Source organism: Pantoea sp. X-Soil-MYKO-1289 (assembly GCF_059730625.1).
In genome coordinates this window covers 97,459-122,628 of sequence record NZ_AP036006.1, presented here as the reverse complement: position 1 = coordinate 122,628, position 25,170 = coordinate 97,459, and the positions used below count along the sequence as shown (strand labels likewise).

24 protein-coding genes and 3 pseudogenes are annotated in these 25,170 nt (G+C 59.2%); 12 read left to right on the top strand and 15 right to left on the bottom strand.

Annotated elements, in window-relative coordinates; all coding sequences use genetic code 11:
• Nucleotide 1: 1 nt before the first annotated feature.
• The 5 genes from AC6I7Z_RS22540 to AC6I7Z_RS22520 form a co-directional block, all read right to left on the bottom strand.
• Nucleotides 2-538 carry a DUF1120 domain-containing protein gene (locus tag AC6I7Z_RS22540; RefSeq protein ID WP_497816029.1) on the bottom strand — a complete coding sequence of 179 codons (537 nt, stop codon included), beginning with the start codon at nucleotides 536-538 and terminating at the stop codon, nucleotides 2-4.
• Complete coding sequence (locus tag AC6I7Z_RS22535; protein WP_497816028.1) at nucleotides 535-2,859, bottom strand: fimbria/pilus outer membrane usher protein; 2,325 nt, start codon at nucleotides 2,857-2,859, stop codon at nucleotides 535-537. Before AC6I7Z_RS22535 ends, AC6I7Z_RS22540 begins: the two co-directional genes overlap by 4 nt.
• A 20-nt stretch (nucleotides 2,860-2,879) precedes the next feature.
• Nucleotides 2,880-3,569 carry a fimbria/pilus chaperone family protein gene (locus AC6I7Z_RS22530; RefSeq protein WP_497816027.1) on the bottom strand — a complete coding sequence of 230 codons (690 nt, stop codon included), beginning with the start codon at nucleotides 3,567-3,569 and terminating at the stop codon, nucleotides 2,880-2,882.
• A gap of 50 nt (nucleotides 3,570-3,619) precedes the next feature.
• On the bottom strand, nucleotides 3,620-4,306 hold the full coding sequence (locus AC6I7Z_RS22525; RefSeq protein WP_497816026.1) for a DUF1120 domain-containing protein: 687 nt from the start codon (nucleotides 4,304-4,306) through the stop codon (nucleotides 3,620-3,622).
• A gap of 467 nt (nucleotides 4,307-4,773) precedes the next feature.
• Nucleotides 4,774-6,210, bottom strand: a complete 1,437-nt coding sequence (locus AC6I7Z_RS22520; protein WP_497816025.1) for a purine-cytosine permease family protein — start codon at nucleotides 6,208-6,210, stop codon at nucleotides 4,774-4,776.
• A gap of 309 nt (nucleotides 6,211-6,519) precedes the next feature.
• Here AC6I7Z_RS22520 and rluF point away from each other — a divergent pair, with 309 nt between their 5' ends.
• From rluF to AC6I7Z_RS22505, 3 genes are all read left to right on the top strand, one after another.
• Complete coding sequence (gene rluF / locus AC6I7Z_RS22515; protein WP_497816024.1) at nucleotides 6,520-7,395, top strand: 23S rRNA pseudouridine(2604) synthase RluF; 876 nt, start codon at nucleotides 6,520-6,522, stop codon at nucleotides 7,393-7,395.
• 316 nt (nucleotides 7,396-7,711) lie between these two features.
• Entirely contained in the window at nucleotides 7,712-8,317 is a 606-nt protein-coding gene (locus tag AC6I7Z_RS22510) for a TetR/AcrR family transcriptional regulator (RefSeq protein WP_497816023.1), read from the top strand.
• A 101-nt stretch (nucleotides 8,318-8,418) separates the two neighbouring features.
• Nucleotides 8,419-9,099: a type 1 glutamine amidotransferase domain-containing protein gene (locus tag AC6I7Z_RS22505; protein ID WP_497816022.1), complete on the top strand. Its 681-nt coding sequence runs from the start codon at nucleotides 8,419-8,421 to the stop codon at nucleotides 9,097-9,099.
• An 86-nt stretch (nucleotides 9,100-9,185) separates the two neighbouring features.
• Here AC6I7Z_RS22505 and AC6I7Z_RS22500 read toward each other — a convergent pair whose 3' ends face one another.
• Nucleotides 9,186-9,935, bottom strand: coding sequence for a DeoR/GlpR family DNA-binding transcription regulator (locus AC6I7Z_RS22500; protein ID WP_497816021.1), 750 nt, complete (start codon nucleotides 9,933-9,935; stop codon nucleotides 9,186-9,188).
• 81 nt (nucleotides 9,936-10,016) lie between these two features.
• Here AC6I7Z_RS22500 and AC6I7Z_RS22495 point away from each other — a divergent pair, with 81 nt between their 5' ends.
• Together AC6I7Z_RS22495 and AC6I7Z_RS22490 are read left to right on the top strand one after the other, a co-directional pair.
• Nucleotides 10,017-10,601: a GDP-mannose pyrophosphatase gene (locus AC6I7Z_RS22495; RefSeq protein ID WP_497816020.1), complete on the top strand. Its 585-nt coding sequence runs from the start codon at nucleotides 10,017-10,019 to the stop codon at nucleotides 10,599-10,601.
• A 2-nt stretch (nucleotides 10,602-10,603) separates the two neighbouring features.
• Nucleotides 10,604-10,963 carry an NUDIX hydrolase gene (locus tag AC6I7Z_RS22490; RefSeq protein WP_497816019.1) on the top strand — a complete coding sequence of 120 codons (360 nt, stop codon included), beginning with the start codon at nucleotides 10,604-10,606 and terminating at the stop codon, nucleotides 10,961-10,963.
• Between the two features lie 59 nt (nucleotides 10,964-11,022).
• Here AC6I7Z_RS22490 and AC6I7Z_RS22485 read toward each other — a convergent pair whose 3' ends face one another.
• Complete coding sequence (locus tag AC6I7Z_RS22485) at nucleotides 11,023-11,256, bottom strand: Rpn/YhgA-type helix-turn-helix domain-containing protein (RefSeq protein WP_497816018.1); 234 nt, start codon at nucleotides 11,254-11,256, stop codon at nucleotides 11,023-11,025.
• A gap of 43 nt (nucleotides 11,257-11,299) precedes the next feature.
• Nucleotides 11,300-11,533, bottom strand: a pseudogene (locus tag AC6I7Z_RS22480) (Rpn family recombination-promoting nuclease/putative transposase); the annotation flags it as partial.
• Nucleotides 11,534-11,741: 208 nt separating this feature from the next.
• Between AC6I7Z_RS22480 and AC6I7Z_RS22475 the strand changes: the two are divergent.
• The 4 genes from AC6I7Z_RS22475 to AC6I7Z_RS22460 all read left to right on the top strand — a co-directional run bounded on the left by AC6I7Z_RS22475 (nucleotide 11,742) and on the right by AC6I7Z_RS22460 (nucleotide 14,823).
• Nucleotides 11,742-12,305, top strand: a complete 564-nt coding sequence (locus tag AC6I7Z_RS22475) for a peroxiredoxin (protein WP_497816017.1) — start codon at nucleotides 11,742-11,744, stop codon at nucleotides 12,303-12,305.
• 23 nt (nucleotides 12,306-12,328) lie between these two features.
• Entirely contained in the window at nucleotides 12,329-13,567 is a 1,239-nt protein-coding gene (locus AC6I7Z_RS22470; protein WP_497816016.1) for a protein-disulfide reductase DsbD family protein, read from the top strand.
• 61 nt (nucleotides 13,568-13,628) lie between these two features.
• On the top strand, nucleotides 13,629-14,183 hold the full coding sequence (locus AC6I7Z_RS22465; RefSeq protein ID WP_497816015.1) for a sigma-70 family RNA polymerase sigma factor: 555 nt from the start codon (nucleotides 13,629-13,631) through the stop codon (nucleotides 14,181-14,183).
• Nucleotides 14,170-14,823: a DUF1109 domain-containing protein gene (locus tag AC6I7Z_RS22460; protein WP_497816014.1), complete on the top strand. Its 654-nt coding sequence runs from the start codon at nucleotides 14,170-14,172 to the stop codon at nucleotides 14,821-14,823. The genes AC6I7Z_RS22465 and AC6I7Z_RS22460 overlap by 14 nt, the downstream gene beginning before the upstream one ends.
• Nucleotides 14,824-15,093: 270 nt before the next feature.
• On the opposite strand, the pseudogene AC6I7Z_RS22455 reads toward AC6I7Z_RS22460, so the two are convergent.
• Nucleotides 15,094-15,543 (bottom strand): annotated as a pseudogene (locus AC6I7Z_RS22455) (glycosyltransferase); the annotation flags it as partial.
• Between the two features lie 885 nt (nucleotides 15,544-16,428).
• Between AC6I7Z_RS22455 and AC6I7Z_RS22450 the strand changes: the two are divergent.
• From AC6I7Z_RS22450 to AC6I7Z_RS22440, 3 genes are all read left to right on the top strand, one after another.
• Nucleotides 16,429-17,649 (top strand): MFS transporter, encoded by a 1,221-nt coding sequence (locus AC6I7Z_RS22450; protein WP_497816013.1) that lies wholly within the window; start codon nucleotides 16,429-16,431, stop codon nucleotides 17,647-17,649.
• Nucleotides 17,649-17,819 carry a DUF2256 domain-containing protein gene (locus AC6I7Z_RS22445; RefSeq protein WP_497816012.1) on the top strand — a complete coding sequence of 57 codons (171 nt, stop codon included), beginning with the start codon at nucleotides 17,649-17,651 and terminating at the stop codon, nucleotides 17,817-17,819. Before AC6I7Z_RS22450 ends, AC6I7Z_RS22445 begins: the two co-directional genes overlap by 1 nt.
• A 162-nt stretch (nucleotides 17,820-17,981) precedes the next feature.
• The gene (locus tag AC6I7Z_RS22440; RefSeq protein WP_033755612.1) at nucleotides 17,982-18,206 is read left to right on the top strand and encodes a hypothetical protein; all 225 of its coding nucleotides are present in this window, start codon (nucleotides 17,982-17,984) and stop codon (nucleotides 18,204-18,206) included.
• A 154-nt stretch (nucleotides 18,207-18,360) separates the two neighbouring features.
• Here AC6I7Z_RS22440 and AC6I7Z_RS22435 read toward each other — a convergent pair whose 3' ends face one another.
• The 6 genes and pseudogenes from AC6I7Z_RS22435 to AC6I7Z_RS22410 form a co-directional block, all read right to left on the bottom strand.
• Nucleotides 18,361-19,476, bottom strand: a complete 1,116-nt coding sequence (locus AC6I7Z_RS22435) for a mandelate racemase/muconate lactonizing enzyme family protein (protein WP_497816086.1) — start codon at nucleotides 19,474-19,476, stop codon at nucleotides 18,361-18,363.
• A 36-nt stretch (nucleotides 19,477-19,512) separates the two neighbouring features.
• Nucleotides 19,513-20,274, bottom strand: a complete 762-nt coding sequence (locus AC6I7Z_RS22430) for a GntR family transcriptional regulator (RefSeq protein WP_497816011.1) — start codon at nucleotides 20,272-20,274, stop codon at nucleotides 19,513-19,515.
• A gap of 2 nt (nucleotides 20,275-20,276) precedes the next feature.
• Nucleotides 20,277-21,666: pseudogene (gene allB, locus AC6I7Z_RS22425) on the bottom strand (allantoinase AllB).
• Nucleotides 21,663-22,589, bottom strand: coding sequence for an ABC transporter substrate-binding protein (locus AC6I7Z_RS22420; protein WP_497816010.1), 927 nt, complete (start codon nucleotides 22,587-22,589; stop codon nucleotides 21,663-21,665). The pseudogene allB and the gene AC6I7Z_RS22420 overlap by 4 nt, the downstream one beginning before the upstream one ends.
• Nucleotides 22,589-23,629, bottom strand: coding sequence for an alpha-hydroxy acid oxidase (locus tag AC6I7Z_RS22415; RefSeq protein WP_497816009.1), 1,041 nt, complete (start codon nucleotides 23,627-23,629; stop codon nucleotides 22,589-22,591). The genes AC6I7Z_RS22420 and AC6I7Z_RS22415 overlap by 1 nt, the downstream gene beginning before the upstream one ends.
• Nucleotides 23,616-25,142: an amino acid ABC transporter permease/ATP-binding protein gene (locus AC6I7Z_RS22410; protein ID WP_497816008.1), complete on the bottom strand. Its 1,527-nt coding sequence runs from the start codon at nucleotides 25,140-25,142 to the stop codon at nucleotides 23,616-23,618. Before AC6I7Z_RS22410 ends, AC6I7Z_RS22415 begins: the two co-directional genes overlap by 14 nt.
• Nucleotides 25,143-25,170 lie beyond the last annotated feature (28 nt).

The following is a 25,170-nucleotide window of genomic DNA, read 5'->3' as shown; positions in this document are numbered from 1 at the left end:
CTCAGCTGGCGGGGCGCAGCACAAAGCTGCCGTTCAGCATCCAGCGCGCCTGTTCGCTTACCCGCGTAGCCTCGCCCGGCATCCAGGTCGTCACCCGCACCTTGCCGCGCAGAAAAGTGCCTGTCGCCGGGCCGCCGTTTTGCCAGAACGTCAGGGCGTGCTCCGGCGTGAAAGCCATAGCGGCCGCATGTCGGCCGTCGCTGACCACCTCCGCCTGACGATCGTCGATAAAGAGATCGTGCAATACCAGAGTGGCCCGGCCAGCCGCGCCAAAGCGGTAGCTTTGACTCTCTGCCACAGGCGCGATGAACTGCAGCGCCAGTGCCGTGGGCGCATCGCACTGCACCGCGATATCCACATCCTGCGCATCGCCGGTGCGCAGTTCGCTGGCCATCAGCCCGTTTTCCGGTCGGGCGAGAAGCTCGCCGCGCGTCACCGGCGCGTAATTTATCTGCGGGTCGCTGAGCAGGATGTCGCACTCAGCGCGGGCAGCGGATGTCGCCGTTAGCGCCAGAAGAAAAAAGAGGGAATAGTTCATAACACGCATCTCGCGGAAAGGGGAGTATAGAGGCTGTCAGGACGATCAACCCAGGGCGTGGTCAGCGCTATTGCGCAGCGCGTGCCGTCTGGCCGCCGGGCGTAAAGCGTGCCAGCGGGAAGATCGTCGATAAACAGCGTGTTGTCTTCGCCAACAAAGGCGATCAGCTTGCCTGCGCTGTTTTCCACCGCGCTGCCCGGTTCAGGCCTCTCTTCGGCGGGAAAGCTCAGCAGCACGCGGCGCACGCGCCAGGCAGGCATCTCAACCGGTATCACCGCGCCGCGGAACGGCGTCAGCTCGGCGATGCCGCCAGGGATCTGCACATTGTTCGGCAGCGTGTTCGGATTAATTTGCACGATGTTTTTCTGCCAGGGCGTCCAGGATACGACGGCATGGCCGCTGCGGTCGCTCCAGACGCTGCCGGCTGGCGTACGGATTTCGACGTCCGGCTGCGCGCGGCGCAGCGAAATGACGCTGAACGTCTCGCCTACCTCGCGCGGCGTAAAGGTCAGCCCTTCGCTGTGCCACACCGCGCCGCCGCGCGCGCCAAAAGAGAGGTGATTGCTGGCCGCGCTGCGCGATATCCCGCCGCTCAGCTGGCTGTATTTGCTGGTCCAGCTGGCGCTGCTGGCAATGGAAGGCGTTTCATGCGCGCCTTTTTCGCTCGACAGGCTCCACGCAAAAGCCGGGCCGATCGTTTGATCGTAGCTGCTGCCTGCGCGCGCCTCTTTGTCGTTATGCGTTATCCAGCCACGCAGATTTCTGTCGCGGCCCAGCGGAAGGGAAAAGTTAAGGTAAGCGTAGCGATCGTCGTGATGTTGATGCGGGGTGGTGATGCGGTTTTTCTGCACGCCCAGATTGACGTTAACGCGCCTGAAGGTACGACTCCACGCCAGCGTATAGCTTCGCGTATGATGGCCCTGCCAGTTCTCCACGTAAGATCCGTAGAGCGAAAACAGCCCCAGCGCGGAGCGGTTAAAGCTGGCGCCGGCCGCAAACTGCGACCTGATCTGCCCGCTCTCCTCGCTCTCGCTTTCCACGCCCCAGCCGCTGCCAATCGCCCGGTAGCCACGGCTACGAAAGTTAGCCGATGTGGTCAGCGAAAGCTGCTTATTCAGCGGGTAATTCAACGCAGCCTGGTGCGTCACGCCTTGCTGATCCGCCTGAGAAAGGATCTGCGACAGGCTGCCCGAGAGCTTTCCGGTAAGACGCAGCCGGGCGCGCCACGCGGCGGCCTGATAGCGCTCGCCCGCCAGCGCGCCGATCGTCAGCCCGAAATGCGGCGTCTGCAGCAGTCCGGTTGAGGCCACTACCAGCGGCATATTATCCCGGCTCAGACGCAGCCGCCCGGCAGCAAAGGCGGGGCCGTCTTCCGTCAGCGCCGTTTCTGACTGCGCCTGAATGCGCGGGATCCTCTGCTGCTGACGATTACCGTTTTCATCGATGGTTACTAGCGTGAAGTCATCTTGTTGATTAAGGGCCGGCAGCGCGCCCAGCCGATTGATGCCGGCGGTCACCCGATAGGTTTTAAGCAAAATATTTCCCTGCCAGACCTCTGCGCTTCCCGATTGAGGCAGCGATACCGTGAGGCTAACCAGGTTGCTCGCGGCGCGCTCGGGCAGCACCTGTACGCCGGTCAGCGTAATGCCCGTAAACAGGGGATCGTTGGTGATGATCTCCCCGGCCTGCATCACCGCAGCGTGACCGGGGAAAGAGCGTTGCGCATAGCGGTAAAGAGGCGTCAGTTTGCCATGGTTATTGAAGGCGGAGTAATTCTGACCGCTGCGCAGGATCCACTGGCGGATATTGGCGCCCAGCTCTGAGGTCAGCGTTTCGGAATGGCGATATTTCCCCCCCAGAGCCTGAAAGTCATAGCGGCGAAAATCGTAATTCATCATCATCGCGCTGCCGCCGGTCGCATACTGGTTCTCTATAAGCAGCGCGCTGGCAGGAATATGCAGCAGCAGCGTGCTGTGCTCAACCTGTTCCTCCAGGCGGATGCCGCTCCCTTGAGCGGGCTGCAGGCAGGCGGGCTGAACCAGCGTAAACGCGCGAGGATCGATATCCAGCCGGCGCAATAAGGATGCGTCCCAGCAGGGCGAACCGGCATCATCAAACAGGAGTGAATGAATGCCGCTGTTTTTTCCATTGGTGATGAGGCTGACGGGATGTGTTCCCGGCAGAAAATGCGCGCCCGCTTCCAGCAGATCGGTAACAGCGGCGTCATAGCCCAGCGCGGCCAGCATCTGGCGATCGTATTTTTCCGCTGCCGAGGCGCTGACCGCAAACATCAGCGCGCCCAGCAAGAAAAAGAGGTTCATTATGCTGACCGCGTCAGTCGCTAAAGCTCGAGTGACCAGGGCGAGGTCAGAATGCCAAAGCGGGTCACCGGATGCAGCCTGATGCTGCGCGCGCTGCTGATAGCGGAAGACGAGAGCGGAATAGTCAGGGTTTCCTGCGGCAGAATATAGGTTTTGGGCAGCGTCACGGGCTGGTTACCCGGCAGCACCTCGGCCTGAGTGGTTAATCGCACCAGCCAGGGCGTGGGATTGACTATGTTGATCGCGCCTTGCGTGCGCTGCACTTTTAGTCCTGTCCAGGGCGTGGTATTAACAGGCAGCGAAGCCGGGGAAAGAATAACGGGAATATTCTGGCCAATAACGGCGCGAACGCGGTTTTTATCGCCATCCTCAGCGGGAACGCCGATAAAATTAATACGCTGCAGTGTCTGATGAGTGAGTTTAACTCCCTCTTTTAATAACACGCGAATCTGCTGTTTTTTTCCGGGTTCGACGCGCGCCAGCTGCGGCGTAATAATTAATTTATTGTCAGGTTCTTCCGCGATGGTTTGCAGGCTGCTGTGCAGCAATGCGGAACGATCTTCGGTATTCTCGACGCTAATTGTCGCCTCGCGCGTTTTGTCGTCGATAAAGAGCACGGGATGTTCTGGCTTCATGCCTGCCGCAAGAGCATGTGTCACAGAGGCGGTAAATAAAAGGGAGATAAGCGTTAATTTACTCAGCGTATTCATAGCATAACTTTTAATAGGCAGGCCGGCTGGCCTGCGTGTGGATAAAGGGATTATAAATAAACAAGCGAGAAGGTAACGTTGCCGTCTATATTGACCGCTTCGCCGCCAGGATATTTCTCCGCTCTTTTCAGGATAATTCCCGCACGCAGCGTATAGCTGACGTTGGTAACCGCCGCCGGCGCGGTTGCGCTCTCGTCAGACGCCATGGCGAAGTAGCCGTTTTTCACCAGCGGATAGGGCGAAGTGAGTGAGATGGCATGCGGATGCCATGACGCTTTGTCGCTGCTGGTCAGCAGGTTATTGCTGGCAGCGCCATTCAGCGCGGCATTCGTCAGCACCAGCATCATAACGCCAATTTTGTTATTGGCGCTGTCGGTGCCTAACCCAAACAGGCTGTCGTCGCTCAACGAGGTTGACGTGTGCATCGCCTCTTCCATTTCCGCGCCCGTCATCGCGCTGGAAGCGCGGTTATCGCTGGTCTGTATTGCCATGGCGGTGGCCGCATCGCAGGCGACATTAAGGTTGATCGCGCTGCTGCTTTTATCGTTATGCAGCCCGGTCAGGGATGCAGCAGAAATAGGGCCAAAGTCAAATTTTTCCGCGCTCAGCGAAACATTGCACGAGGTCGGAGAAATCGTCCCGGTGACGCTAAGCGTAGCGGACTCCGCCGCATAACCGGTGTAACTTACGGCACCCAGCGCCAGCGCGACGGAAGTAGATAACACTATTTTATTCACAGGAACTCTCCCCTTATAGAATTATTGTATTAATGGGTATCTTTTTTCTGGCTGCGCGCATCAACGCGCAAAAATATTTCCATATCCGCCGATAGCCTTTGTAAATCGCGTCACTCATTTAACAGCGTGACGTTATTCACAGTGTTCGTCAGATAACGATCGCATAATAGCATCGTCTCACCCGCGCACAATTACAGAGATACAGTGATTCGTTTTTATTTGAAAAGCGGCGTAAAAAGCAGGTTAATTGATTATGGCTTGTTAAGAATAAAACAGCGTGAGCGGGATTATATTGCCTGACAGATGACCTAATAAAAAACGTCCCTTTAACTTTTAATCAGTTTATCGCGATTTATATAACCAGCTTAATGAAAAGGCCGGCAATTAACATTCAATCAACGTTAATGCCGGCCTGTTTTTCCTGCACAGCGCTTTTCAGCGCATTAATCAATGCGCCTCGCTGCGCTTTATCGCTTCGCCGTGAGGTAGCGCGTTGCGTTTAGCGTACCGCGGCGGTCAAAACGCCGCATGCCCAGCCATAACAGCGCCGTTGCGAACCAGCCAATAATCCACGAGACGTCATTGCCGGCAAAAATCCAGGTCAATGAACCGTGGTGCAGCGGATTATCGATAAACGGCAGCTGGATCAGCACGCCAGCAAAATAGGTGGCAATGCCCGCCCAGTTCCAGCGGCCGTAGCGCCCGTCAGGCTGCGACAGCGCGGGAATGTCGATATGGCCTTTGGTAATAAGGTAAAAATCGGTGAGGCTAATGGCGCTCCAGGGCACAAAAAAGGCCAGCAGAAACAGCAAAAAATGGGTAAAGGATTTGAGAAAAGCGGGTTCGCTGATCAGCGCGATGCCGCAGGAGATCGCCACCATCAGCACCACGAAGCCTATCCGTCCGCGCCGGCTCAGCGAGGTTTGCCGGCTGAAGCCGGAGACGATGGTGGTCAGCGACATAAAGCTGCCGTAGGCGTTCAGCGTGGTAAAGGTGATCTTGCCGAAACAGATAGCAAAATAGATCACCGCCGCCATCGTGGCGCTGCTGCCCAGGCTGACAATATAGCCCACCTCATTGCCGGAAAAGGCGCTGCCCGCGATAGCCGCGACGATAACGCCCAGCGTCATTGACGCCTGGGTGCCGAGCACGGTGCCGAAAAACACCGCGCTGAACAGGCGTTTCGCGGAGACATCCTGCGGCAGATAGCGTGAGTAGTCAGAGACGTAGGGGCAAAAGGCGATCTGCCATGACGAAGAGAGCGACACGGCGAGTAAAAAGGTCGAGAAGGCGAAGTGGCGATTCTGCCAGAGCGGCGCTAAATCGTGGGTGGAGAGCAGCGTGACGAACAGATAGAAGAACGCCAGCACCCCGATGACGCTGGCGACTTTGCCCAGCTTGTGAATAACCCGATACCCCAGCACCGCAATCACGATAATGATCAGGCTGAACAGGATCATCCCGGCGGCGTTATTAATATGCAGCAGCTTCGCCATCGCCTGCCCGGCCAGTACCGTGCCGCTGGCGGAGAAGCCGATATACATGATGCACACCAGCACCAGCGGGATCACCGCACCGAACACGCCGAACTGGATGCGGCTGGTGATCATCTGCGGCAGTCCCATTCGCGGCCCCTGCACGGCATGCAGCGCCATCACCGCCGCGCCGATAATCTGGCCGACGAACAGGCCGATAATCGACCAGACCACATCGCCGCCCAGCACCACCGCCAGCGCGCCGGTGACGATAGCGGTAATTTGCAGGTTGCCGCCGAACCATAGCGTGAACTGGCTGAACGGATGACCATGCCGTTCGCGTTGGGGAATAAAATCGATCGAACGGGTTTCAGAAAGCCGCTGGCTCTCGCCGCCCGAAGGCGCTGCTGCAGGAAGTTCCGCTGACATAGTTTCCTCGCCAGGTTGAAGTGTTAATTTTTATCTGCCCTTTGTTAACTGTTGCGACGCTACATGTATATACATGTACGGATGTTGTCATGCCGTTTTAAAACTTACAAGCTGGCGGGTCATTGGAAATTGTGATGGCGCTGGCAAGCCTGCCACGACGAAAGAGAGAAAAGCGCGCGGGAATATGCTACATAAGCGCAGTCTGCCGCCGCGATAAAAACAGCAGGCGAGAAGAACGGGCTAACCTGCAGGAAGCGCAGGATTTACCCGCAAGATTATTGTATAGTCCGCGCTTTTTGGAGGTTTCCCTTGCTTAACGCATCCACGCGCCTGAACAAATACATCAGCGAGAGCGGAATCTGTTCGCGCCGCGACGCCGATCGCTACATCGAACAGGGCAACGTGTTTATTAACGGCAAACGCGCTGCCGTCGGCGCACAGGTTTTTCCGGGTGACAGCGTCAAGGTAAACGGCCAGCTGATTGAGCCTCGCAGCGAGGAGAATCTGGTGTTGATCGCGCTGAACAAGCCGGTCGGCATCATCACCACCATGGAAGAGGGCGAACGCGACAACATTCGCGACTTCGTTAACCACAGCGAGCGCATCTTCCCTATTGGCCGCCTGGATAAAGATTCTCAGGGGCTGATCTTCCTTACCAACAATGGCGATCTGGTCAATAAAATCCTGCGCGCGGGCAATAACCACGAGAAAGAGTATGTGGTCACCGTCGATAAGCCGATCACCGACGACTTTATCGCCGGTATGGGCGCAGGCGTGCCGATGCTCGGTACGGTCACCAAAAAATGCAAAGTGGTTAAAGAGTCCGCGTTTGTCTTTCGCATTACGCTGGTGCAGGGCCTGAATCGTCAGATCCGCCGCATGTGTAAGCACTTCGGCTTTGAGGTCACGAAGCTGGAGCGCACGCGCATCATGAACGTCAACCTGAAGGGCATTCCGCTGGGCGAATGGCGCGACCTCACCGACGACGAGCTGGCGGAGCTGTTTAAACTGATCGAAAACTCCTCGTCAGAAGAGAAGCCCGCAAAGAAAAAGACGCCCGCGAAAAGCAGTGCGGTGAAAAAGCCGGTTATCAGCAGCGCGCCGAAGAAGAACGAGAAAGGCGATGACCGCGCGGGCAACCGCAAACGCTTTGTCCAGCCAGGACGCAAAAAGAAGGGACGTTAAAGCCTGCGCCCGCCCGGATAGCCTGACGGGGTCGCGTCAGGCGTCTTCAGATCGCCCGCCGTGCGCGTCGAACCACGGCGCGCAGACGTCAAGATGGTGGTTCGCCAGCGCAACCGCGCAGCGGCGGGCGGCCCCCGGCGCGGAAAAGCGGCTCAAAGCGAGCCAGCACCGCCTGTCGATCGGGCAGTGCCGCCTGCTCTTTTATCCCATTGATTAAAAAGCTTTTTAGCGCTTTTGCGTAATCCATGATAGAGTAGACGCAAAAAAATCACGCTCATCTCTAGACGACCGGTCTAATAAATACTATCTTAACCCCATGAACAGAGTCGCTCACAAACACAGAGAAGACATCCGCGAGCATATCCTGGAGACCGGCCAGCGCATTATGGCCAGCAAGGGGTACTCGGCTGTCGGCCTCAATGAAATTCTGACGGAAGCAGGCGTGCCGAAAGGCTCGTTCTATCACTACTTCGGGTCGAAAGATGCCTTTGGCGTCGCGATGCTGGAAAGTTACTTTGATAGCTATCTGGCGAATATGGACGAGACGCTGGGGCGGCCTGGCTGCACGATGCAGCAAAGGCTGATGCACTACTGGCAGCAGTGGCAGGATACGCAATCTTTTCAGGAGTGTCAGGGCAAATGCCTGGCCGTTAAGCTGGGCGCCGAGGTGGCCGATCTCTCGGAAGCGATGCGCCATACGCTGGAAAAGGGCACCGCCGGGATTGTGGCGCGCCTGACGGACGCCATCGAGGCGGGCGTCGCGGAAGGATCGCTGCGCACCGAAGAGAAGCCGGCCGTGGTGGCGGAAAGTCTCTATCAGCTCTGGCTCGGTGCCAGCGTGATGGTCAAGATTGTACGCAACAAGCGGCCGTTTGAATCGGCCATGGTGCTGACGCAGCACATGCTTAACGCTGCCTCCTGACGGGGCGGCAAATAAAAAGTCGGCAGCGACTTTTTTTATCAGCAGAATCTAGACGACTGGTCTACTATTTTAATGACACCTTTACCAAGCGGAGAGCAGACATGAAAGTATTAATGGTTTTGACCTCACACGATCGGCTGGGCGACACCGGACGTAAAACCGGCTTCTGGCTGGAAGAGCTGGCCGCGCCTTACTACGCCTTTAAAGACGCTGGCGCCGACATTACGCTGGCCTCGCCGCTGGGCGGCAACCCGCCGCTGGATCCGAAAAGCAATGAGCCTGATTTCCAGACCGAGCTGACCCACCGCTTCGAGGCGGATGAAGAAGCCAAAGCGCAGCTGGCGTCGACGGTACGCCTGGAGAGCGTTTCCGCCTCCGACTTCGATACGGTGTTCTACCCTGGCGGCCACGGCCCGCTATGGGACCTGGCGGAAGATCAACACTCTATTGCCCTGATTGAAAACTTTATTGCAGCAGGAAAACCGGTTGCGCTGGTCTGCCATGCGCCTGGCGTGCTGCGCCACGTGAAAACCGCGGCGGGGCGTCCGCTGGTCGAAGGTAAAAAAGTCACCGGCTTCGCTAACAGCGAAGAAGAGGGCGTCGGCCTGACCCATATCGTGCCTTTCCTGGTGGAAGATGAGCTGATCGCCAAAGGCGGCCTCTATTCCAAAGGCGAAGACTGGGGCTCTTATGTCGTGCAGGACGGCCTGCTGATCACCGGGCAGAACCCGGGATCATCGGCGGCAACGGCGGCGCAGCTGCTGAAAGCCTTAGCGAAATAATCGCTGATCCTGCGGCGGCGCGCCTTCACCCTGGGCGAGGGCGCGCCAGCCGACTTCTTGCTATTTTCGCCCCGGAGCGGTTGGCTTTAAATCACCGTAATTTGCTTTTGCGCCAGCAGTTGCCTCATCTCGGCATCCGGCTCGCCGTCGACCACCAGCGTGCTCGCCAGCGTCAAATCGCCGATGGCAAACGCCGAGGCTGAATTCATCTTCTCCTGCGACACCATTACTACGGTTTCCGAGGCGCGCGCCGCCAGCGCCCGTTTAATCCCCGCCTCTTCATAGTCGCCAGTGGTTAACCCGGCGCTCTTGTGTACGCCCGTGACGCCCATAAAAAAGAGATCGGCGTTGATGCGCGCGATGGACTCCAGCACCGCCGCGCCTACCGCCACGACAGAGTGACGATAGAGCAGTCCGCCAAGCATAATCACCTCGACCAGAGGCGAGTCGACCAGCGCCACGGCAATGCTCGGGCTGTGAGTGACGGCGGTAAACGCCAGATCGGCAGGCAGCTGCCGCACCATCGCTTCGGTGGTGGTGCCGCCGTCGATAATCACGACCTGCCCGGGCTGAATAAGCCTGACCGCTTTTTGCGCAATAAGCCGTTTTGAACTGATTTGCACGTTTTTGCGTGTTTCAAAAGAGGCCACCGCCGCTGACACCGGCAGCGCGCCGCCGTGTACGCGCTGCAGCAAGCCTTCCGCCGCCAGCTCCCGTAAATCGCGCCGTATTGAGTCCTCTGAGACGGCAAAGCGCTGGCTCAGTTCGCTGGACATCACCTGTTTTTCCGCGGCGAGTATCGCCAGAATCTCCTGCTTGCGCTGGGAACTCAGCATAAAGAAACGCCTTTGTTTTTTCTTGATGTTGCACGATTATGCATGATAGCGTGCTTTTTGTCATCTTCCTGAGGAGAAAACATGCAGCCGAACATACGCCACCTGCGCGAACAGGTGTTATCCGATAACTGGTACACGCTAAAGAAATATACCTTTGAACAGCAGCGCGCCGACGGCAGCTGGCAAGAGCAGAGCCGTGAAGCCTACGATCGCGGCAACGGCGCCGTCATTCTGCTCTACAACCGCGCCCGTAAAAGCGTGGTGCTGACCCGCCAGTTTCGCCTGCCGGTCTATATCAACGGCCATAGCGGCTATTTGATTGAGGCGGCGGCTGGCCTGCTCGACAACGCTTCGCCCGAGACGCGCATCCTGGCGGAGGCGGAAGAGGAGACGGGCTTTCGGGTTACGCATGCGGAGAAGGTGCTGGAGGCCTATATGAGCCCGGGCTCCGTTACGGAAAAACTCTACTTTTTCATCGCTGAGTATCATGACGACGATCGGCGCGGCAAAGGCGGCGGGCTGGCGGAAGAGGGCGAGGATATTGAAGTGCTGGAGTGGCCTTTCGCCCGCGCGCTGGAAGGGATCCGCAGCGGCGAGATTGAAGATGCCAAAACCATCATTTTGCTGCAGCACCTGGCGCTCAGCGCCGTTTTTGAGAGGGAATGACAATGCTGATTTTAATCGCGGGTCCGGTTCGCAGCGGCACGCACGGCGATCCGGCGTTGATTGACGCCAATCTGGCGAAGATGAACCGCATGGCGCTGGAGGTTTATCAGCGCGGACACACGCCGGTAATTGGCGAATGGCTGGCGCTGCCGCTCGCCGCCGCCGCGGGCTCGACGCGCATCGGCGACGAGATCAGCGAAAGATTTCTCTATCCGGTCGCGCATCGCTTAATCGCCTGCTGCGACGCCATTTTGCGCATGCCGGGCGCGTCGCAGGGCGCCGACAACGACGTGCGCCTTGGCGAGTCCCTTGGGCTGAGGATCTTCACCTCGGCAGAAAGCCTGCCTGCCGTCGAAGCGTAGCAAACAACAGCTTAGCCGCCGGACGGTGCGGCGGCTAAGCGTAATACGTCAGACAGGAGTTAGTGACGGATTTGCTGCAGATCTTCTTCGGACAGGCCGGTCACTTTCATCACTGAAGCCACGTCCATACCGTTTTTCAGCAGGTTCCGGGCGATATTGAGGCTGGCTTCGCGCTCGCCAGGCTGGCGGCCCTGGGCCAGGCCTTGTTCCAGCCCTATCTGCTCAAGCTGTTGTGCAAGGGTCATCAGTTCATCCTCATGCTGCGGCACGCGCTGTGCCAGTTCACGGATCATCGCTTTCGCGTCCGGCGTTTCGCCAGCCTGGAGCATTCAGCACGTGCACATAGCCGTCGCCGCGGCTGGTTTTCAGCGAGTAAAGCACGTCGCTGTAATAGGGGCGAAGGTCATCTTCGACGAAACTGCCGGATTCCAGCTTCAGCGTCGAGAGATCGCAAATCGCCAGCAGCGCGGGCGGCAGATGCAGCGCCATAAAGTCGCGCGCCGTTTCGGGGTGCGAGAGAAAGGTTTTAAACACCGCGTCATGCGGGGTCGGCGTACTGTTCTTGTGCATCCTGATGCGCCTCATACCAGCTGAAATCCGTGGCGCGCATAGTATCACAAGGTTCCGGCCCTCATCAGTACGTCACACAGCCAGAACGATCCGCTCATCACCCTGGCGAAAAAATATTTTCCGGCAGCGAAACTTTTCCGCAACAGCGGCCGAACCTCTGATTACATCCCTCAGGCACGTCGCCTGATTGCCCACGGAGAAGAACGAGATGCCAATGAAAAACAACCTGAAAACGCTGGCGGCCGCCACGCTACTCGCCCTGAGCCTGCCTGTCGCCTCGGCGTTCGCCGCGCTGCAGGTCGGCGACAAGGCGCCCGATTTCAAACTCGACGCGGCGCTGGCCGGTAAAGCAACCACCTTCTCTTTGCAGCAGGCGCTGCAGAAAGGGCCGGTGGTACTCTATTTCTTCCCGGCGGCCTTTAGCGCGGGCTGCACGCTGGAAGCGCACGATTTCGCCGAGGCGACCGACGAATTCAGCAAGCAGGGCGCGACGGTCATCGGCGTCACCGCGGGCAATACCGACCAGATTGCGAAATTCTCGCAGCTCGAGTGTCGCGATAAGTTCACCGTTGCGGCCGATCCCGGCGCCAAAGTGGCGGCGGAATACAAAAGCACCATGGAATATAAAGGGAAGACCTTTTCCGATCGCACCTCTTACGTGATCGCGCCAGACGGCAAAATTCTGCTCAGCTACACCGATAAAAATCCGGATGCGCATATCCAGAAGGCGATGGACGCGGTGAAGAAATATCGTCAGGCTAATCCTGCCTGATCCCTGAACCAGGTGAAATGATTATGCTGACAGCTATCGCCGCCGCGTTTCTCGGCGGCCTGATACTCAATCTTATGCCGTGCGTCTTCCCGGTGATTTCGCTGAAGGCGCTGAGTTTGATCCGCCATCACGATAAACCGGCGCACGCCCGCGCCGAAGGGCTGGCGTTTTTGCTGGGCGTGGTGGTCACGATGCTGGCGCTGGTGGCAGTTCTGCTGCTGGCGCGGGCGGGCGGCGCCTCGGTCGGCTGGGGCTTTCAGCTGCAGTCGCCGCTGGTGATCGCGCTGCTGATTCTGGTGATGCTGGCCTCGGCGCTTAACCTTTTCGGCCTGTTTGAAATCGGCCTTTCCCTGCAGCGGGCTGGCGAGGTGGGCGGCGATCGCGGCGGGCTAATGGGTTCGGCGCTCACCGGCGCGCTCGCTATCGTCGTGGCGACCCCGTGCAGCGCGCCCTTTATGGCCAGCGCTGTCGGCTATGCGCTGACGCAACCGCCTGCCGTCAGCCTGGTGATCTTTATCGCGCTGGCGCTCGGATTCGCCGCGCCCTTTACCCTGATCTCCTTCTTCCCGCTGCTGGCCCGGGTGCTGCCGGCGCCCGGCGCCTGGATGATTACGCTGAAACACGGGCTGGCTTTCCCGATGCTCGGCGCCGTTGGCTGGCTGATTTGGGTGCTGGAACGCCAGGCGGGGTCGGCGGCGCTGGCGGCGATCCTCGCCTGCTGCCTGCTGCTCAGTTTTGCCGCCTGGTTATATGGCATGGCGCAAAAACGCCGTATGATGGGACGCCGCCACTGGGCGCTGCATCTGACGACGGCGGTTTTCCTGCTGCTGCTGGTGCCGCCGCTGATCAATCTGAAAAGCGCTGCCGCGCCTGAAGAGAACGCCGAGAGCGCCGTGGCGGCGGCGGCCGTCGCCTGGTCGCCGCAGAATGTCGATGCGATTAAAGGCCAGGGCAAGCCGGTGCTGGTGAACTTTACCGCCTCCTGGTGCATTACCTGCCAGGTCAACGATCGCACCTCTTTATCAACTCAGGCGGTGAAAGCGGCGATGGCGCGCACCGACACCATTTATATGGTCGCGGACTCCACGAAATATAATCCGGACGTCGAGCAGGCGCTCAGCGATTTCGGCCGCGGCGGGCTGCCGCTCTACGTGGTCTATCCGGCAAACGGCGGGAAACCGGTGGTGCTGCCGCAGGTGCTGACGCCGGGCATCGTTATTTCGGCGCTGGAACAGGCCGCTGAACGCGGAAAGAAAACGTGAACGGGTGAATGATTGATTAACCTCTTAGCCGGGCGGATGTTTCAGCCTTTAAGCGCGGGCGATGCCCGCCACTGACGCGCGCGCCCAGCACTGGCCTCTCTTGATGGCCCGCGCGCAGGCTGGCGATAAAGCCGCCTATAACCAGCTTCTGAAAGCGATGGTGCCCGCCATCCGCGCCCTGGTGCGCAAAAAAATCGCCGACGACGCGCTGGTGGAAGATGTGATTCAGGAGACGCTGCTGGCGATACATCGGGTGCGCCACACTTACGATCCGCGCCGTCCCGTGCTGCCCTGGGTCGCGGCCATCGCTTCTGCCAGGGCGATCGACGCCCTGCGTCAGCGCGGCCGCCAGCATGAAGTGCAGGACGATGACGCCCTTCACCGCCAGACGACGGAAGCGAACGAGGCCGATGTGGGCCAGGATGCGTTAAACGACTGTTTAGGCGCGCTGCCGGCGCGCCAGCGGCAGATCGTCGAGTCCGTTCACCTGCGCGAACAGAGCCTGGCCCAGGCGGCAGCTGAGGCCAATCTTTCGCTTGCTGCGGTCAAATCGCTTTTGCACCGCGCAATGCTCAACCTGCGTAAATCTGGAAGTGGCAAGCATGAGAAATCATGACCAACTTATCGAACAGCTCAGCGCGTCAGCGCAGCCGGTCAGACGCGTCTGGCCAACGGCATGGCGCGTGACTGGCTGGATCGCGGCGGCGCTGCCCTGCGGCGCGCTCGGCAGCTGGGCGCTGCACAGCCGCTACACCGACTGGTCGCAGCCCGGCGCGCCGCTGGCGCTAGCGGCCTTGCTGTTATCTTTTATGCTGGGCGTCGGCGCTATCGCCGGGGCCTTTACCCTTAGCCTGGCGGGACGCAAGCCGCTCGCGCTGCGCTACCTGCTTTTGCCGGCGCTGGCCTGGCTGGCGCTCAATCTCGGCAACATGACCGCCGCGCAGGCGCTTGCAGGCGCAGGGCGCTTTGGCGAAGGCATTCACTGCTATCTCTTTATGCTGTGCGCGGGCCTGCCGATGATAGTGATTTCGGTGTTCAGCCTCTGTCGCACCCGCTCGATCTTCCCGACGAAAAGTCTGGCGCTGGCGGGATGCGGCATCGCCTTTATGTCGTCGATGCTGCTGTCGCTCTGTCACGACACGCAGCTGCATATGATCGATTTTCTCATGCATCTGGCAGCGGGCCTGACGCTGGTTGCGCTCACGGTGGCGACGGGACGCCGCTGGGTTCGTCTGGGGGGCGACGCGCGTCTCTGACCCCCGCAGGTCACCGCGCCAGCGCATAAATGGCGTCGAGGCTCTCTTTGAAGCGCGCCGGCTTATGGTGCGTTCGATTCGCTGTACGGCGTTTTGAGAGCGGGAGAGAACAGATGCGCGATCCGCCAGGATCGCCAGCACCTGCGCTTTCAGCTGGGCCACGATCAGACGCCTCAGCGCTAATTTATCTTCGACCGACGCCACGGTAAGTTCAAACATCGCGTTCAGGGGACAGACGATAGTCCAGCCGGCGGCGTCCGGGTTTATTTCAGGCAGCGCGCGCACGTTGGTGGTGATAACGGGACAGCCGCACGCCTGCATTTCCAGAACGGAAAAGCCATAGGTATCTTGCCAGCTAGGCAGCAGCCCGACATGGGCGCGCTTAAATATCGCGATCAGATCGTGATTAGGTCTGGACGTCGCGTGAGTAAAGATATTATATCGCGTCAGCGATTGTTCAATTTCTCTGTAAAAAGATGCGTCATCCTGATATTTGCCGTGGGCGAAGTTAACCCTATTGTTAAGGTCGCCTGTTATATTCACCTCGACGTTCTCAGCATTAATTAACCCTTCTTTTGCCAGTTCGCTGAAAGCGAGCACCACCTCGGCGCCGCCTTTGCGATAAAATTCATTACCGACAAAGGTAAAAATCAGCTTTTTGTCAGGCGTATCGCGCGGCCCGTCATAAAGCACCGGCTGCGGAGGATGCAGTTTGTGCATTTTAGGGATAATAGCCGCCGCCTCATCAGGGAAAGCTTCCAGCAGTTTTAGCTGAATCTGTCTTGCGGCTTCCGACATCGCCACGATCGCCACACACTGCGGCGCGGCGACCAGCTTAAGGGCTTTTTTCAGTTCAGGATTAGCGAGTTTGGGAACGCCAGGCACCGGCAGAACGCGCGGCAGCTCGGTTTCAAAGGTGGCGACCCAGCGCTGTCGGGTCTGGGCGACCTCGTTAAACAGGTGGATAATCTGGGTATCCGCCGGCATAAGGAAACGGAAGGGCCAGAAGATAAATACCTTATTAGTATGCGCCAACTTCTGTCTTATTTTATTGAGGTAGAGCCATATGTTTTTATAACGAAAATCAAGGTAGGTATACTGCTCGTTAACGATAATGTTTCTTTTTTCCGGGTAGCCGCGCCCGCTCACTATTATTTTCATATAAGCTCCTGATAAAAATCCGGAAGCAACAAGTAATACGCTGAAAAAAGCACGCTCAGGTGAAGTGATTATATAATCTCGCCTTGTTTAATTCTGCCAGCAAATGAAGCAATTCGTCATTATAGGAACATTCCTTTTTTGATTTAATTTATTTAATCTTTATTTTTTTCGCCATCGCGTTATCACTATTTATTATCAGCTAAGCCGGTTTCAGCATTTGTCTTTTTTAGTTACATCGGGACGCTATTTATTACTTTTTACTTAACGCAAACTGATTTATTTATTAGTAAATGTTTTTTATACGTCTTCTCCGCTGATGGCAGCGCAGTGCGTTGTTTAGCTGGCCGGTCATTCCTGTTTTTTACGCAACCTCGCTTTCCGTGCCAGGCTTAAACGAAGCGGGGTCTGTCCCCGATGACCTTAAACTTATTAACGAGGATGTGTATGACGCTGCGATCGCTTCAGGCGCTCTGTCTGGTCAATTTTTTTATGGCGGACGTGCGGGACGGATTAGGCCCTTTTTTGGGTATTTTCCTCACCGAACATCACTGGCGAGCGGATGATATCGGCTGGGTGATGTCTGCCGGCGGTCTGGCGGGCCTGTTCGCCACTCTTCCCGCCGGGCTGATAACGGATGCGACGGGCCATAAGCGCCTGCTGCTGATTGTCGGCTCGCTGATCATCACCGTGTCGACGCTGCTGCTCTGGTATTTTCCCGATTCATGGGTCACGCTTTTTTCGCAGATCCTCACCGGCCTTGCGGCGGCGTTTATCGCCCCCGTGCTGACCGGCATCACGCTTGGCCTGACCGGGCCAGACGGATTCAGCCGTCAGATGGGCCGTAACGAAGCCTTTAACCACGGCGGCAACATGACCGCGGCGATTATCGCCGGGATCTCCGTCGCCTGGTGGGGAACAGGCGCCGTCTTCGTTTTGATGACCGCCATGGCGCTCTGCGCGGGGCTTTCAGTGTTAGCTATCCGCCATGAGGATATCGATCATCGCCTGGCGCGCGGATTAAGCGGCGATGACCACCAGCTTGCGGTGCCCAGGCTGTCGGTTATTCTGCGCAACCCCGCCATTATCATCACCGGATTAACGCTGCTGCTGTTCCATCTCAGTAATGCCGCGCTGTTGCCCATGCTGAGCATGCGTGCCGCCGCAGCCCACGACGGGACGATGCCTGCCGGCGTTTATGCGGCCGCCACCGTGGTGATTTCGCAGTGCGTGATGATCCCGGTAGCCCTGTTTGCCGCCAGCCGCGCGCAAAAGTCGGGTTATTCAATACTGATTACGGCGGCGCTGCTGGTGTTGCCGCTGCGCGCCGCGATCGCCTCCGCCTGGCCGGGCGCCCTGGGGATGATCCCGGTTCAGATACTGGATGGTCTGGCGGCCGGGCTGCTGGGCGTGGCGGTGCCGGGCTATATTGTTAACGTGCTGGCGGGAAGCGGACATACCAACGCCGGGCAGGGCACGATTATGCTGATGCAAGGGGCGGGCGCCGCGATGAGCCCGGCGCTGGCGGGCACCATTGCCGCGCACTACTCCTACAGCACGGCATTTGCGGCGCTGGGCGTTATCGCCCTGACGGCGCTGGCGCTCTGGTGGGCAGGCGGCCGGTTTGAGCGAAGAAGCGATAATGCTGTACCTGAGAGAGGCGAATAATGCGCGTTTTTAAGGGAAACAAGCAGTCGCTGCCGGTACGCTATTGTAAAAACTGCAAAAAACCGATGACCTGGCGTAAAAAATGGGAAAAGTGCTGGGATCAGGTGCAGTACTGCTCCGAACGCTGTCGTCGGGAGGCAAAGCGTGGCGCGGACGTTAACCAGGAGTGATGCCGAGACGCGTAATGGTTACTTTTCACGCAAAGGTGCAACGGTTTCTCAACAGAATGACAACGGGAGTCGTATTACCCTCTACGGGCGTAACATTGCGACTATGCTCATCGGGCTGCTTATCGGCAATGTGCTGTTAATTCTTATGAGGATAGCGTTCAAATGCGTAAACTGTCGTGTTTAGTGATCACCCTGGGCCTGCTGATGTCGGTCGCCTCTCAGGCTGAAGCGAAAGGCTGCCTGAAAGGCGCAGCGGTCGGCGGCGCGGCCGGGCATATCAAAGATCATGCCGTCGCCGGCGCGGCGGCGGGCTGCGCCGTAGGCCACCATATGGCCCATAAAAAAGAGAAAAAGGACGCGGAGAAGAATCAACAGCAGGCGCAGTAAGCGGGGTTTCAGGGCCGCGAGCGCGGCCCTGAGTTCGCCTTCATCTTAATCATTCAAAAAACAGGCGATTGCCGGTCAAACGTTCGGGATGAGGCTGGTAGCATCAACGACAACGTCGCCTGTTAAAACCTAAACAAATGCAGCGCCGCCGTTTTTAAGTCTGTACGAGGAACTTCTCGATCACCGCCTCATTGGGTTCGACGCCCAGGCCTGGCTCGCTCGGCAACCATGCGTAACCATCGGTGATGCGTACCGGATTTTTCGCCAGCGAGCGGCTGATTTCACCCGGCTCCACGCAATACTCCATCACCAGCGCATTCTCAATCGCACACAGGAAGTGCAGTGACGCAGCGGTATTAATGTCGGTGGTGAAGTTGTGGTTGCACACTTTGCGCCCACGGCTGTGCGCGTAGCTGGCAATCTCCATCGCCTGGGTAAAGCCGGTGCGCGTCAGATCGATTTGCACGATATCGATGCCGCCCTCATCGATCAGACGCTGGAAGCCCACCACGGAACACTCTTGCTCGCCCGCGGCAATATGCTGCTGGCACGCGGCGGACACCTGGCCGTAACCGGCATAGTTATCGGGGTGCAGCGGCTCTTCGATCCAGAACAGGTTAAGATGTTCATAGCGCTGACCGCGGCGCACGGTGGTTTTAGCATCCCAGACATGGCCGACATCCAGCATCAGATCGATGCTGTCGCCCATTGCGGCGCGCAGCGCCTCGAGATAGCGCAGGTCCAGCGCCTCATCGGTGCCGAACGGCTCCCAGCCAAATTTCACGCCGGTATGGCCGGTGTCGATAGCGTGTTTCGCACGCGCTACCGTCTCGTCCACGCTGTACTGGAACATATTGGAAGAGTAGACGCGCATCTTGTCGCGCATCGCGCCGCCCAGCAGCTCAACAATCGGTTTGCCAAGCGCTTTGCCTTTAATGTCCCACAAGGCAATATCAATCCCGGCCATCGCCTGTAATACCGCGCCGCTGCGGCCGTAATAAATAGTGGCACGGTGCATTTTCTTCCACAGACGACCGGTTTCCAGCGGGTTTTCGCCAATTAACAGCGATTTCAGACCGGTGACCATAGTGTGTGAATAGGGCGCTTCAATAATGGCTTTGGTGACATAGGGGCTGCCATCCACTTCGCCCCAGCCGGTAACGCCCGCGTCAGTGGTGATTTTAATAAGCAGCGCGTCCTGAGAGCTGTCTGTACGCTGCTCAATAACCGGCAGGCGCAGATAAAACGCCTCAACGTTGGTGATTTTCATCATGGTTTTCCTGGTAGAAAGGCAATCAACAAGGCATCAGCCCTCAGCGGAACGCTGCTGCCGGCGCTGGGTAATTAACGTTTCGTAGTCCACATCCAGGGCCTGAATGCGGATATGGTTTTCAATCTCGTCGGTCATCTGCGCAATATCGCCCTCGGCGAACACGTTGATCAGCCGCTGGTGTTCTTCAATGATGTCGCTCATTGATTTACCCAGGGTGGAGAGGCCAAAAATCACCGTGAGCTGGCGGGCAATCGACTCCCACAGGTTGCTGAGCACCGGGTTGTGGGCAAAGCTGCACAGCGTGCGGTGAAAGTCGGTGTCGGCCGAGGCGAAGCCATAGACATCATCGCTTTGCATCATGATTTGCATCTGCGCCACGCCCTGATAGAGCCGCGTAAGCTGCCCGGCGCCATTGCGCCCGGCTTCAATCGCGCGGCGGCAGGCCAGCGTCTCCAGCGGGACGCGCACATCGATAATCTGCTCCAGCCGCTGATGGGAGATCTCCATCAACCGGATGCCTTTGTACGGCTCGCTGGTGACGATGCCCTGACTCTCCAGAATGCGCAGCGCTTCACGGATTGGGACACGGCTCATGCCGAGCCTGTTCACCAGATCCGGCTCGACGATGCGGTCACCCGGCAAGATCAGGCCACGCGACGCGGCGCTGAGGATCGCGTCAACGGCGTGGTCAACTAACGTGCGTGGGCGCGCCGCTTGCCAGCTCTCATCACTGAGGGTGTCTGACGCCAGCGGGGCGCTCGTTTTGCGGCGAAGGGGGGTGGGTTTTCCTGCCATGGCTATTGTCCTGTTGCTGCCTGTCGGGTCACGAACTGTCCGAAGCCAGGTTCAACCTGCATCTGGTCATCCTTGTACACCGTGACGCCACGAATAAGTGTGCGCACCACTTTACCCTGACAGCGCATCCCTTCAAATGCGCTCCACTTGCCCAGCCCCTGAAACTTTGCCCCTTCCACGATCCAGCTCTGCTCTGCGTCATAAAACACCAGGTCGGCGTCAAAGCCAGGGGCAATCGCCCCTTTTTTCCCCCACAGCTGGAAAGCCTTGGCCGGGCCGCTGGCGGTCATGCGGGCAAACTCGGTGAGCGGCAGCCCGCGATCGAGATGCGCCGCGCTGAAGAGCATCGGGCTCAGGGTTTCCACGCCGGTTAACCCCATGCCCGCCTCCCAGATGCTGGTTTCACCCGCCTGTTTTTGCGCAGGCGTATAGGGACAATGGTCAGACGCGATCATGTCGATATCGCCGCGCAGCAGCACCTGCCACAGCGCGTCGACCACCGGACGCGGACGAATCGGCGGGCCGCAGCGCGCGTTCGGGCCAATGCGCACCAGATCTTCCTCGTCCAGCAGCAAATAGTGCGGACAGGTTTCGAAACTGGCGCGCACCCGCGCTTTTGCAGCAACGATGGTTTCAGCGGCGCGGGCGGAGCTAACGTGCACGATGTGGCAGCGGGCGCCGGTCTCTTCCGCCACCGCCAGCACGCGTCCCACCGCTTCAATTTCGGCAATTTCCGGGCCAGCCTGCGCGTGCGCGCGTATGTCTTTACGTCCGGCGCGGCGCAGTTTCGCGACCGGCGCCAGTAAGGATGTCGTGGTTTTCCGCATGAACGCCAATCAGGCCGTCAAAGGTTGCCAGCTCGCGCATTGCGCGCAGCAGACCATCGTCATCCAGCCGCGGCAACCCTTTTTCGTCGGTCGCTTCGCCGCTGGCCGCGCCGCTGCAGAGAAAGGCTTTAAACGCCAGCGCGCCCGCCTGATCCAGCGCGGCCAGCTGCGGCAGGTTTTGGCCATCGAGGCCAGCCCACATGGCGTAATCCACCGAGCAGTTTTCTTCCAGCCAGCGCCGCTTGGCGATAAAGTTTTCCAGCGTGGTGGCGGGCGGCAGCGAGTGCGGCATCTCAACGATGGTGGTGACGCCGTGGGCCGCCGCGCCGCGCGTTCCCTCGCGCAGCTCCTGCTGCGGAAAGTCGTGGGAGCCGGTGAAATGGGTATGCACATCGATAGCGCCAGGCAGAATAATTAAGCCCTGCGCATCCAGGATCTCATCCACGCCGTCACTCAGGGCGCCTGGCGCCAGCACGCCGCTGATTTTGCCGTGTTCAATCAGTAAATCGGCAGCCTCTGCGCGGGTTTCCATCACCACGAGGCCATTAATAATCAAGGTTTTCATCTTTCTGCTCCTGCCTGCGTCACCAGCGCCTCATAGGGCACGGGCTGAGAAGGATCGAGCCAGCCGATATCACGCAGCAGCTGGCTAAAGTGGTTGAACTCGGCCTGCGGGATCTGGCTGTCCGGCGCGAAAACCTGGGATTGCTGATAGGCGGCTAATCCGGCGATGAGCGCATCTGACGGGTAGCCGGGATAGTAGCGCTCGACGTACGTTGCCAGCTCGACGGCCTGATGCGACGCCATCCACGCCAGCGCCTGATTCACGGCGCGCGAGAAGGCGGCAAACGCCTCGCTCTTTGCCACCAGCACGTCAGCACGGGCGATATAGGCGCTCCAGGGAACCTTGCCGCACAGGGTGGCGAGGCTGGCGACGCTGCGTAACGCGCCGGCGGCAATGGCCGGCGCCAGCATATGCATGGCATGCAGCGCATAATCGACGTCGCCAGCGGCAACGGCTGCGAAATCCTGCGCCTGGTCGCCGCTTCCCGCGATCACCTCTACCTGATGCTGCAAACCGTGCTGCGCCAGCAGCCAGCGAAAGGTGAGCGTGGCGGTGCCGACGTTGCCGACATCCAGCACGCGCTTGCCGCGTAAATCATGCAGCGTAAAGTCAGGCTGCGCCTGCGCGGCGGCGAGGAACCAGGGGTTGGCCGCCACCGAAGCGCAAAAGCACTGCAGCTCCGCGCCGTGCTGCTGAAAATGCTTCATCACCACCATGGGCCCGCCCAGCGTCAGGTCGGCATCGCGGCGCAACACGGCCGGCACCTGGCCGCCCTGCACGGTATGACCGCCCGAGGCGCTGGTGGTGAAGGTCACCTGCAGCTGTTCGGCGGCGAAGAAGCCGAGGCTGTCGGCCAGATAGTGGGCGCAGTAATAGATGCGTGATTCGCTGGCATCGCCCTGGTTGAAAATCAGCTTGTACATCAGTTGCCCACCTCGCTGACAAAGCTGCCATTCAGTGCCGCCATCTCGCTGACGCCACACCAGTGGCTGACGGCGGTTATTTCATTGATCCAGCCGGAAAGCAGATCGAACACCGCGCTTTCACCGCCGGCGGACAAGGCGCTGACGACCGGCCGCACGCTGAGTGATAAGGCGGCGCCAAGGCAGCGCGCCACGACCGCATCGCTGCCGCAGCGCACGCCGCCGTCCAGCAGCAGCGGCAGACGCGTCACGGCCTGTAGATCCGCGAGCTGATCCACCGGCGTTGCCCAGCGCGCACTCTGACGCAAGCCAATATTGGAGACGATAAGGCCGCTGACGCCATGCTGCGCCGCTTGCGCCGCGTCGTCATAGTGCAAAATACCTTTCAGCCACAGCGGCAGACGGAGCGCGGCACAGTGTGCGGCCACGTCGTCAATCTGCTGCCAGCGCCACACCGGAAAGGCGGGCAGGGCGGCCACGCCCGGCGCTGACCCGCCGATGGTGCGCCAGCCGCGCTGTTTTAATGCGTCGCCAACCGAGAATCCGCCAGGCTGCAAACCCGCTACGGGATGGACCGGCGCAAGCACGGTCAGTACGATATGCTGCATCCCGGCCTGCGCCGCCTGATCGATTAACGCCTTAATTCGACCCACGTCGCCCGCGGCGCGCAGCTGCAGCCAGCAGCGGTCATAGGCCGCCCCTATCTGTTCCAGCGGCGTCACGGTCTCCTCGGAGATCACCAGCGGCAGCTGCAAACGCCTGCAGGCGCGCGCGATGGGCAACAAGCCCTCTTCATGGAAGAGGCGATCGCCGGCAAACGCGCCGACGCCGAGCGGCGCCGACCAGCATTGAGTGAGCAGAGCGGTCTGGGTGCTAATGGTCGAATTGCCCTGCAAAACGCGCGGCAACAGGCGATAGCGACGCAGCGCCTGCTGATTAGCGTCAGGTTCGCCAGCTAACGCATCGGCCGGCTGGCCCTGCATATAGCGAAACAGGGCATCGCCGAGACGTTCGCGCGCCTGGTTATCATGCATGGACATGCCGGGCCTCCGTGGCGTTTTCATGTTCAAGGAAGGTGGCGAAAGCGGGCGTTTTCGGGTTCTGCAAAATCGCCGGCGGGCCTTCTTCAATCAGGGTGCCGTTCTGCAGAAACACCACGCGGTCCGCCACGCCTGCCGCAAAGGCAATATCATGGGTGCTGATGATCATGGTGATGCCGGTTTGCGCCAGGTTACGCATGGTCTGATTCACTTCGCGCACCAGCTCGGGGTCGAGCGCGGAGGTGGGTTCGTCGAACAGCAGAATTTGTGGCTCCGCCGCCAGCGCACGGGCAATGCCGACGCGCTGTTTTTGCCCGCCCGATAGCTCATGAGGCAGAGAGGCCGCGAAATCCTGCAGTCCCACCATTTTCAGGGCGCGCAGCGCTTTGGCGCGAGCGATCTCCGGCTGAGCGCCCTGTACGCGCAGCAGAATACTCATTACGTTCTCCAGCGCCGTCAGGTGATCGAACAGGGCGAAGTGCTGAAACACGATGCCGATACCGGATTTGGCCCGGTTAGCCGGCAGATGCCGCGCCGCCAGCGCGCGGCCGTTTTCGTCGCTGCCCATAAAGTGGCCTTCGGTCTGGATGGTGCCGCCGCTACGCGGGGTGAGCGCCAGAATCGATTTCAGCAGGGTGCTTTTGCCTGAACCGGAGCGGCCCAGCAGCACCACCACTTCACCGCGACGCACGGTAAGCGACAGAGACTTCAGCACCGCCTTGCCGGCGTAATCGACGCTCAGCTTGTCCACAACCAGCACCGGCGCGGCGGTTTGCGTATCCCAGCGGCGCTTCGGCAGCTGCATCGCCATCACCTCGGCGTCCGACGGCAGCTTTGCCAGACGGGCACGGGCACGGCGCGCCCGCTCATCGAGGTTATAGAATTTCTCCAGCCACCACTGACCGCCAGCCAGCAGCGTAGAGAGGATCAGATAGATGCCGCCGGAGGCCACCAGCACCGGAATAAAGAGGAAGTTTTGCGACACGATCGCCTGGCCGCGCATGGTCAGCTCATTAACGCCCACGACAGAGGCCAGCGAGGTGGATTTCAACAGGCCGACCGTTTCGTTGCCCATCGTCGGCAGAATGGCGCGCAGCGCCTGGGGGATCACCACATGGATCATCTCTCTGGTGCGCGAATAGCCAAATGCCTGCGCCGCCATGCTTTGATCGCGATCGGTGGCCATAATGCCGCCGCGGATGATCTCCGCGCAGAAAGCCGTTTCATTGATCATCAGCGCCAGCAGTGCGCTGGTGAAAGGGCTGAAACGCAGGCCGAACTCGGGCAGGACGTTGTAGAGCAGGATCAGCTGTAGCAGCACAGGCGTGCCGCGCAGCAGGTAAATGTAGATTTTTACCGGCACGCGGATAAACCAGTGCTTCGAGGTACTGGCTAACGCCAGAAAAAAGCCGATCAAAATGCCGCCCGCCAGCGCGCCGACCAGCAGCTGCAGGGCGATGACGGCGCCTTCCCACAGGTAGGGGAAGGTCAGGTACTTAAGAAAATCATCCAAAGCGTTATCTCCCTCAACGTCATCAGCC

Bases quoted from the DNA above. Each gene is read 5' to 3' on its own strand.
- AC6I7Z_RS22540 (WP_497816029.1), bottom strand. From the start codon at position 538: ATGAACTATTCCCTCTTTTTTCTTCTGGCGCTAACGGCGACATCCGCT.
- AC6I7Z_RS22535 (WP_497816028.1), bottom strand. From the start codon at position 2,859: ATGAACCTCTTTTTCTTGCTGGGCGCGCTGATGTTTGCGGTCAGCGCC.
- AC6I7Z_RS22530 (WP_497816027.1), bottom strand. From the start codon at position 3,569: ATGAATACGCTGAGTAAATTAACGCTTATCTCCCTTTTATTTACCGCC.
- AC6I7Z_RS22520 (WP_497816025.1), bottom strand. From the start codon at position 6,210: ATGTCAGCGGAACTTCCTGCAGCAGCGCCTTCGGGCGGCGAGAGCCAG.
- AC6I7Z_RS22510 (WP_497816023.1), top strand. From the start codon at position 7,712: ATGAACAGAGTCGCTCACAAACACAGAGAAGACATCCGCGAGCATATC.
- AC6I7Z_RS22505 (WP_497816022.1), top strand. From the start codon at position 8,419: ATGAAAGTATTAATGGTTTTGACCTCACACGATCGGCTGGGCGACACC.
- AC6I7Z_RS22500 (WP_497816021.1), bottom strand. From the start codon at position 9,935: ATGCTGAGTTCCCAGCGCAAGCAGGAGATTCTGGCGATACTCGCCGCG.
- AC6I7Z_RS22495 (WP_497816020.1), top strand. From the start codon at position 10,017: ATGCAGCCGAACATACGCCACCTGCGCGAACAGGTGTTATCCGATAAC.
- AC6I7Z_RS22490 (WP_497816019.1), top strand. From the start codon at position 10,604: ATGCTGATTTTAATCGCGGGTCCGGTTCGCAGCGGCACGCACGGCGAT.
- AC6I7Z_RS22485 (WP_497816018.1), bottom strand. From the start codon at position 11,256: ATGATCCGTGAACTGGCACAGCGCGTGCCGCAGCATGAGGATGAACTG.
- AC6I7Z_RS22475 (WP_497816017.1), top strand. From the start codon at position 11,742: ATGCCAATGAAAAACAACCTGAAAACGCTGGCGGCCGCCACGCTACTC.
- AC6I7Z_RS22470 (WP_497816016.1), top strand. From the start codon at position 12,329: ATGCTGACAGCTATCGCCGCCGCGTTTCTCGGCGGCCTGATACTCAAT.
- AC6I7Z_RS22465 (WP_497816015.1), top strand. From the start codon at position 13,629: ATGCCCGCCACTGACGCGCGCGCCCAGCACTGGCCTCTCTTGATGGCC.
- AC6I7Z_RS22460 (WP_497816014.1), top strand. From the start codon at position 14,170: ATGAGAAATCATGACCAACTTATCGAACAGCTCAGCGCGTCAGCGCAG.
- AC6I7Z_RS22450 (WP_497816013.1), top strand. From the start codon at position 16,429: ATGACGCTGCGATCGCTTCAGGCGCTCTGTCTGGTCAATTTTTTTATG.
- AC6I7Z_RS22445 (WP_497816012.1), top strand. From the start codon at position 17,649: ATGCGCGTTTTTAAGGGAAACAAGCAGTCGCTGCCGGTACGCTATTGT.
- AC6I7Z_RS22440 (WP_033755612.1), top strand. From the start codon at position 17,982: ATGCGTAAACTGTCGTGTTTAGTGATCACCCTGGGCCTGCTGATGTCG.
- AC6I7Z_RS22435 (WP_497816086.1), bottom strand. From the start codon at position 19,476: ATGAAAATCACCAACGTTGAGGCGTTTTATCTGCGCCTGCCGGTTATT.
- AC6I7Z_RS22430 (WP_497816011.1), bottom strand. From the start codon at position 20,274: ATGGCAGGAAAACCCACCCCCCTTCGCCGCAAAACGAGCGCCCCGCTG.
- AC6I7Z_RS22420 (WP_497816010.1), bottom strand. From the start codon at position 22,589: ATGTACAAGCTGATTTTCAACCAGGGCGATGCCAGCGAATCACGCATC.
- AC6I7Z_RS22415 (WP_497816009.1), bottom strand. From the start codon at position 23,629: ATGTCCATGCATGATAACCAGGCGCGCGAACGTCTCGGCGATGCCCTG.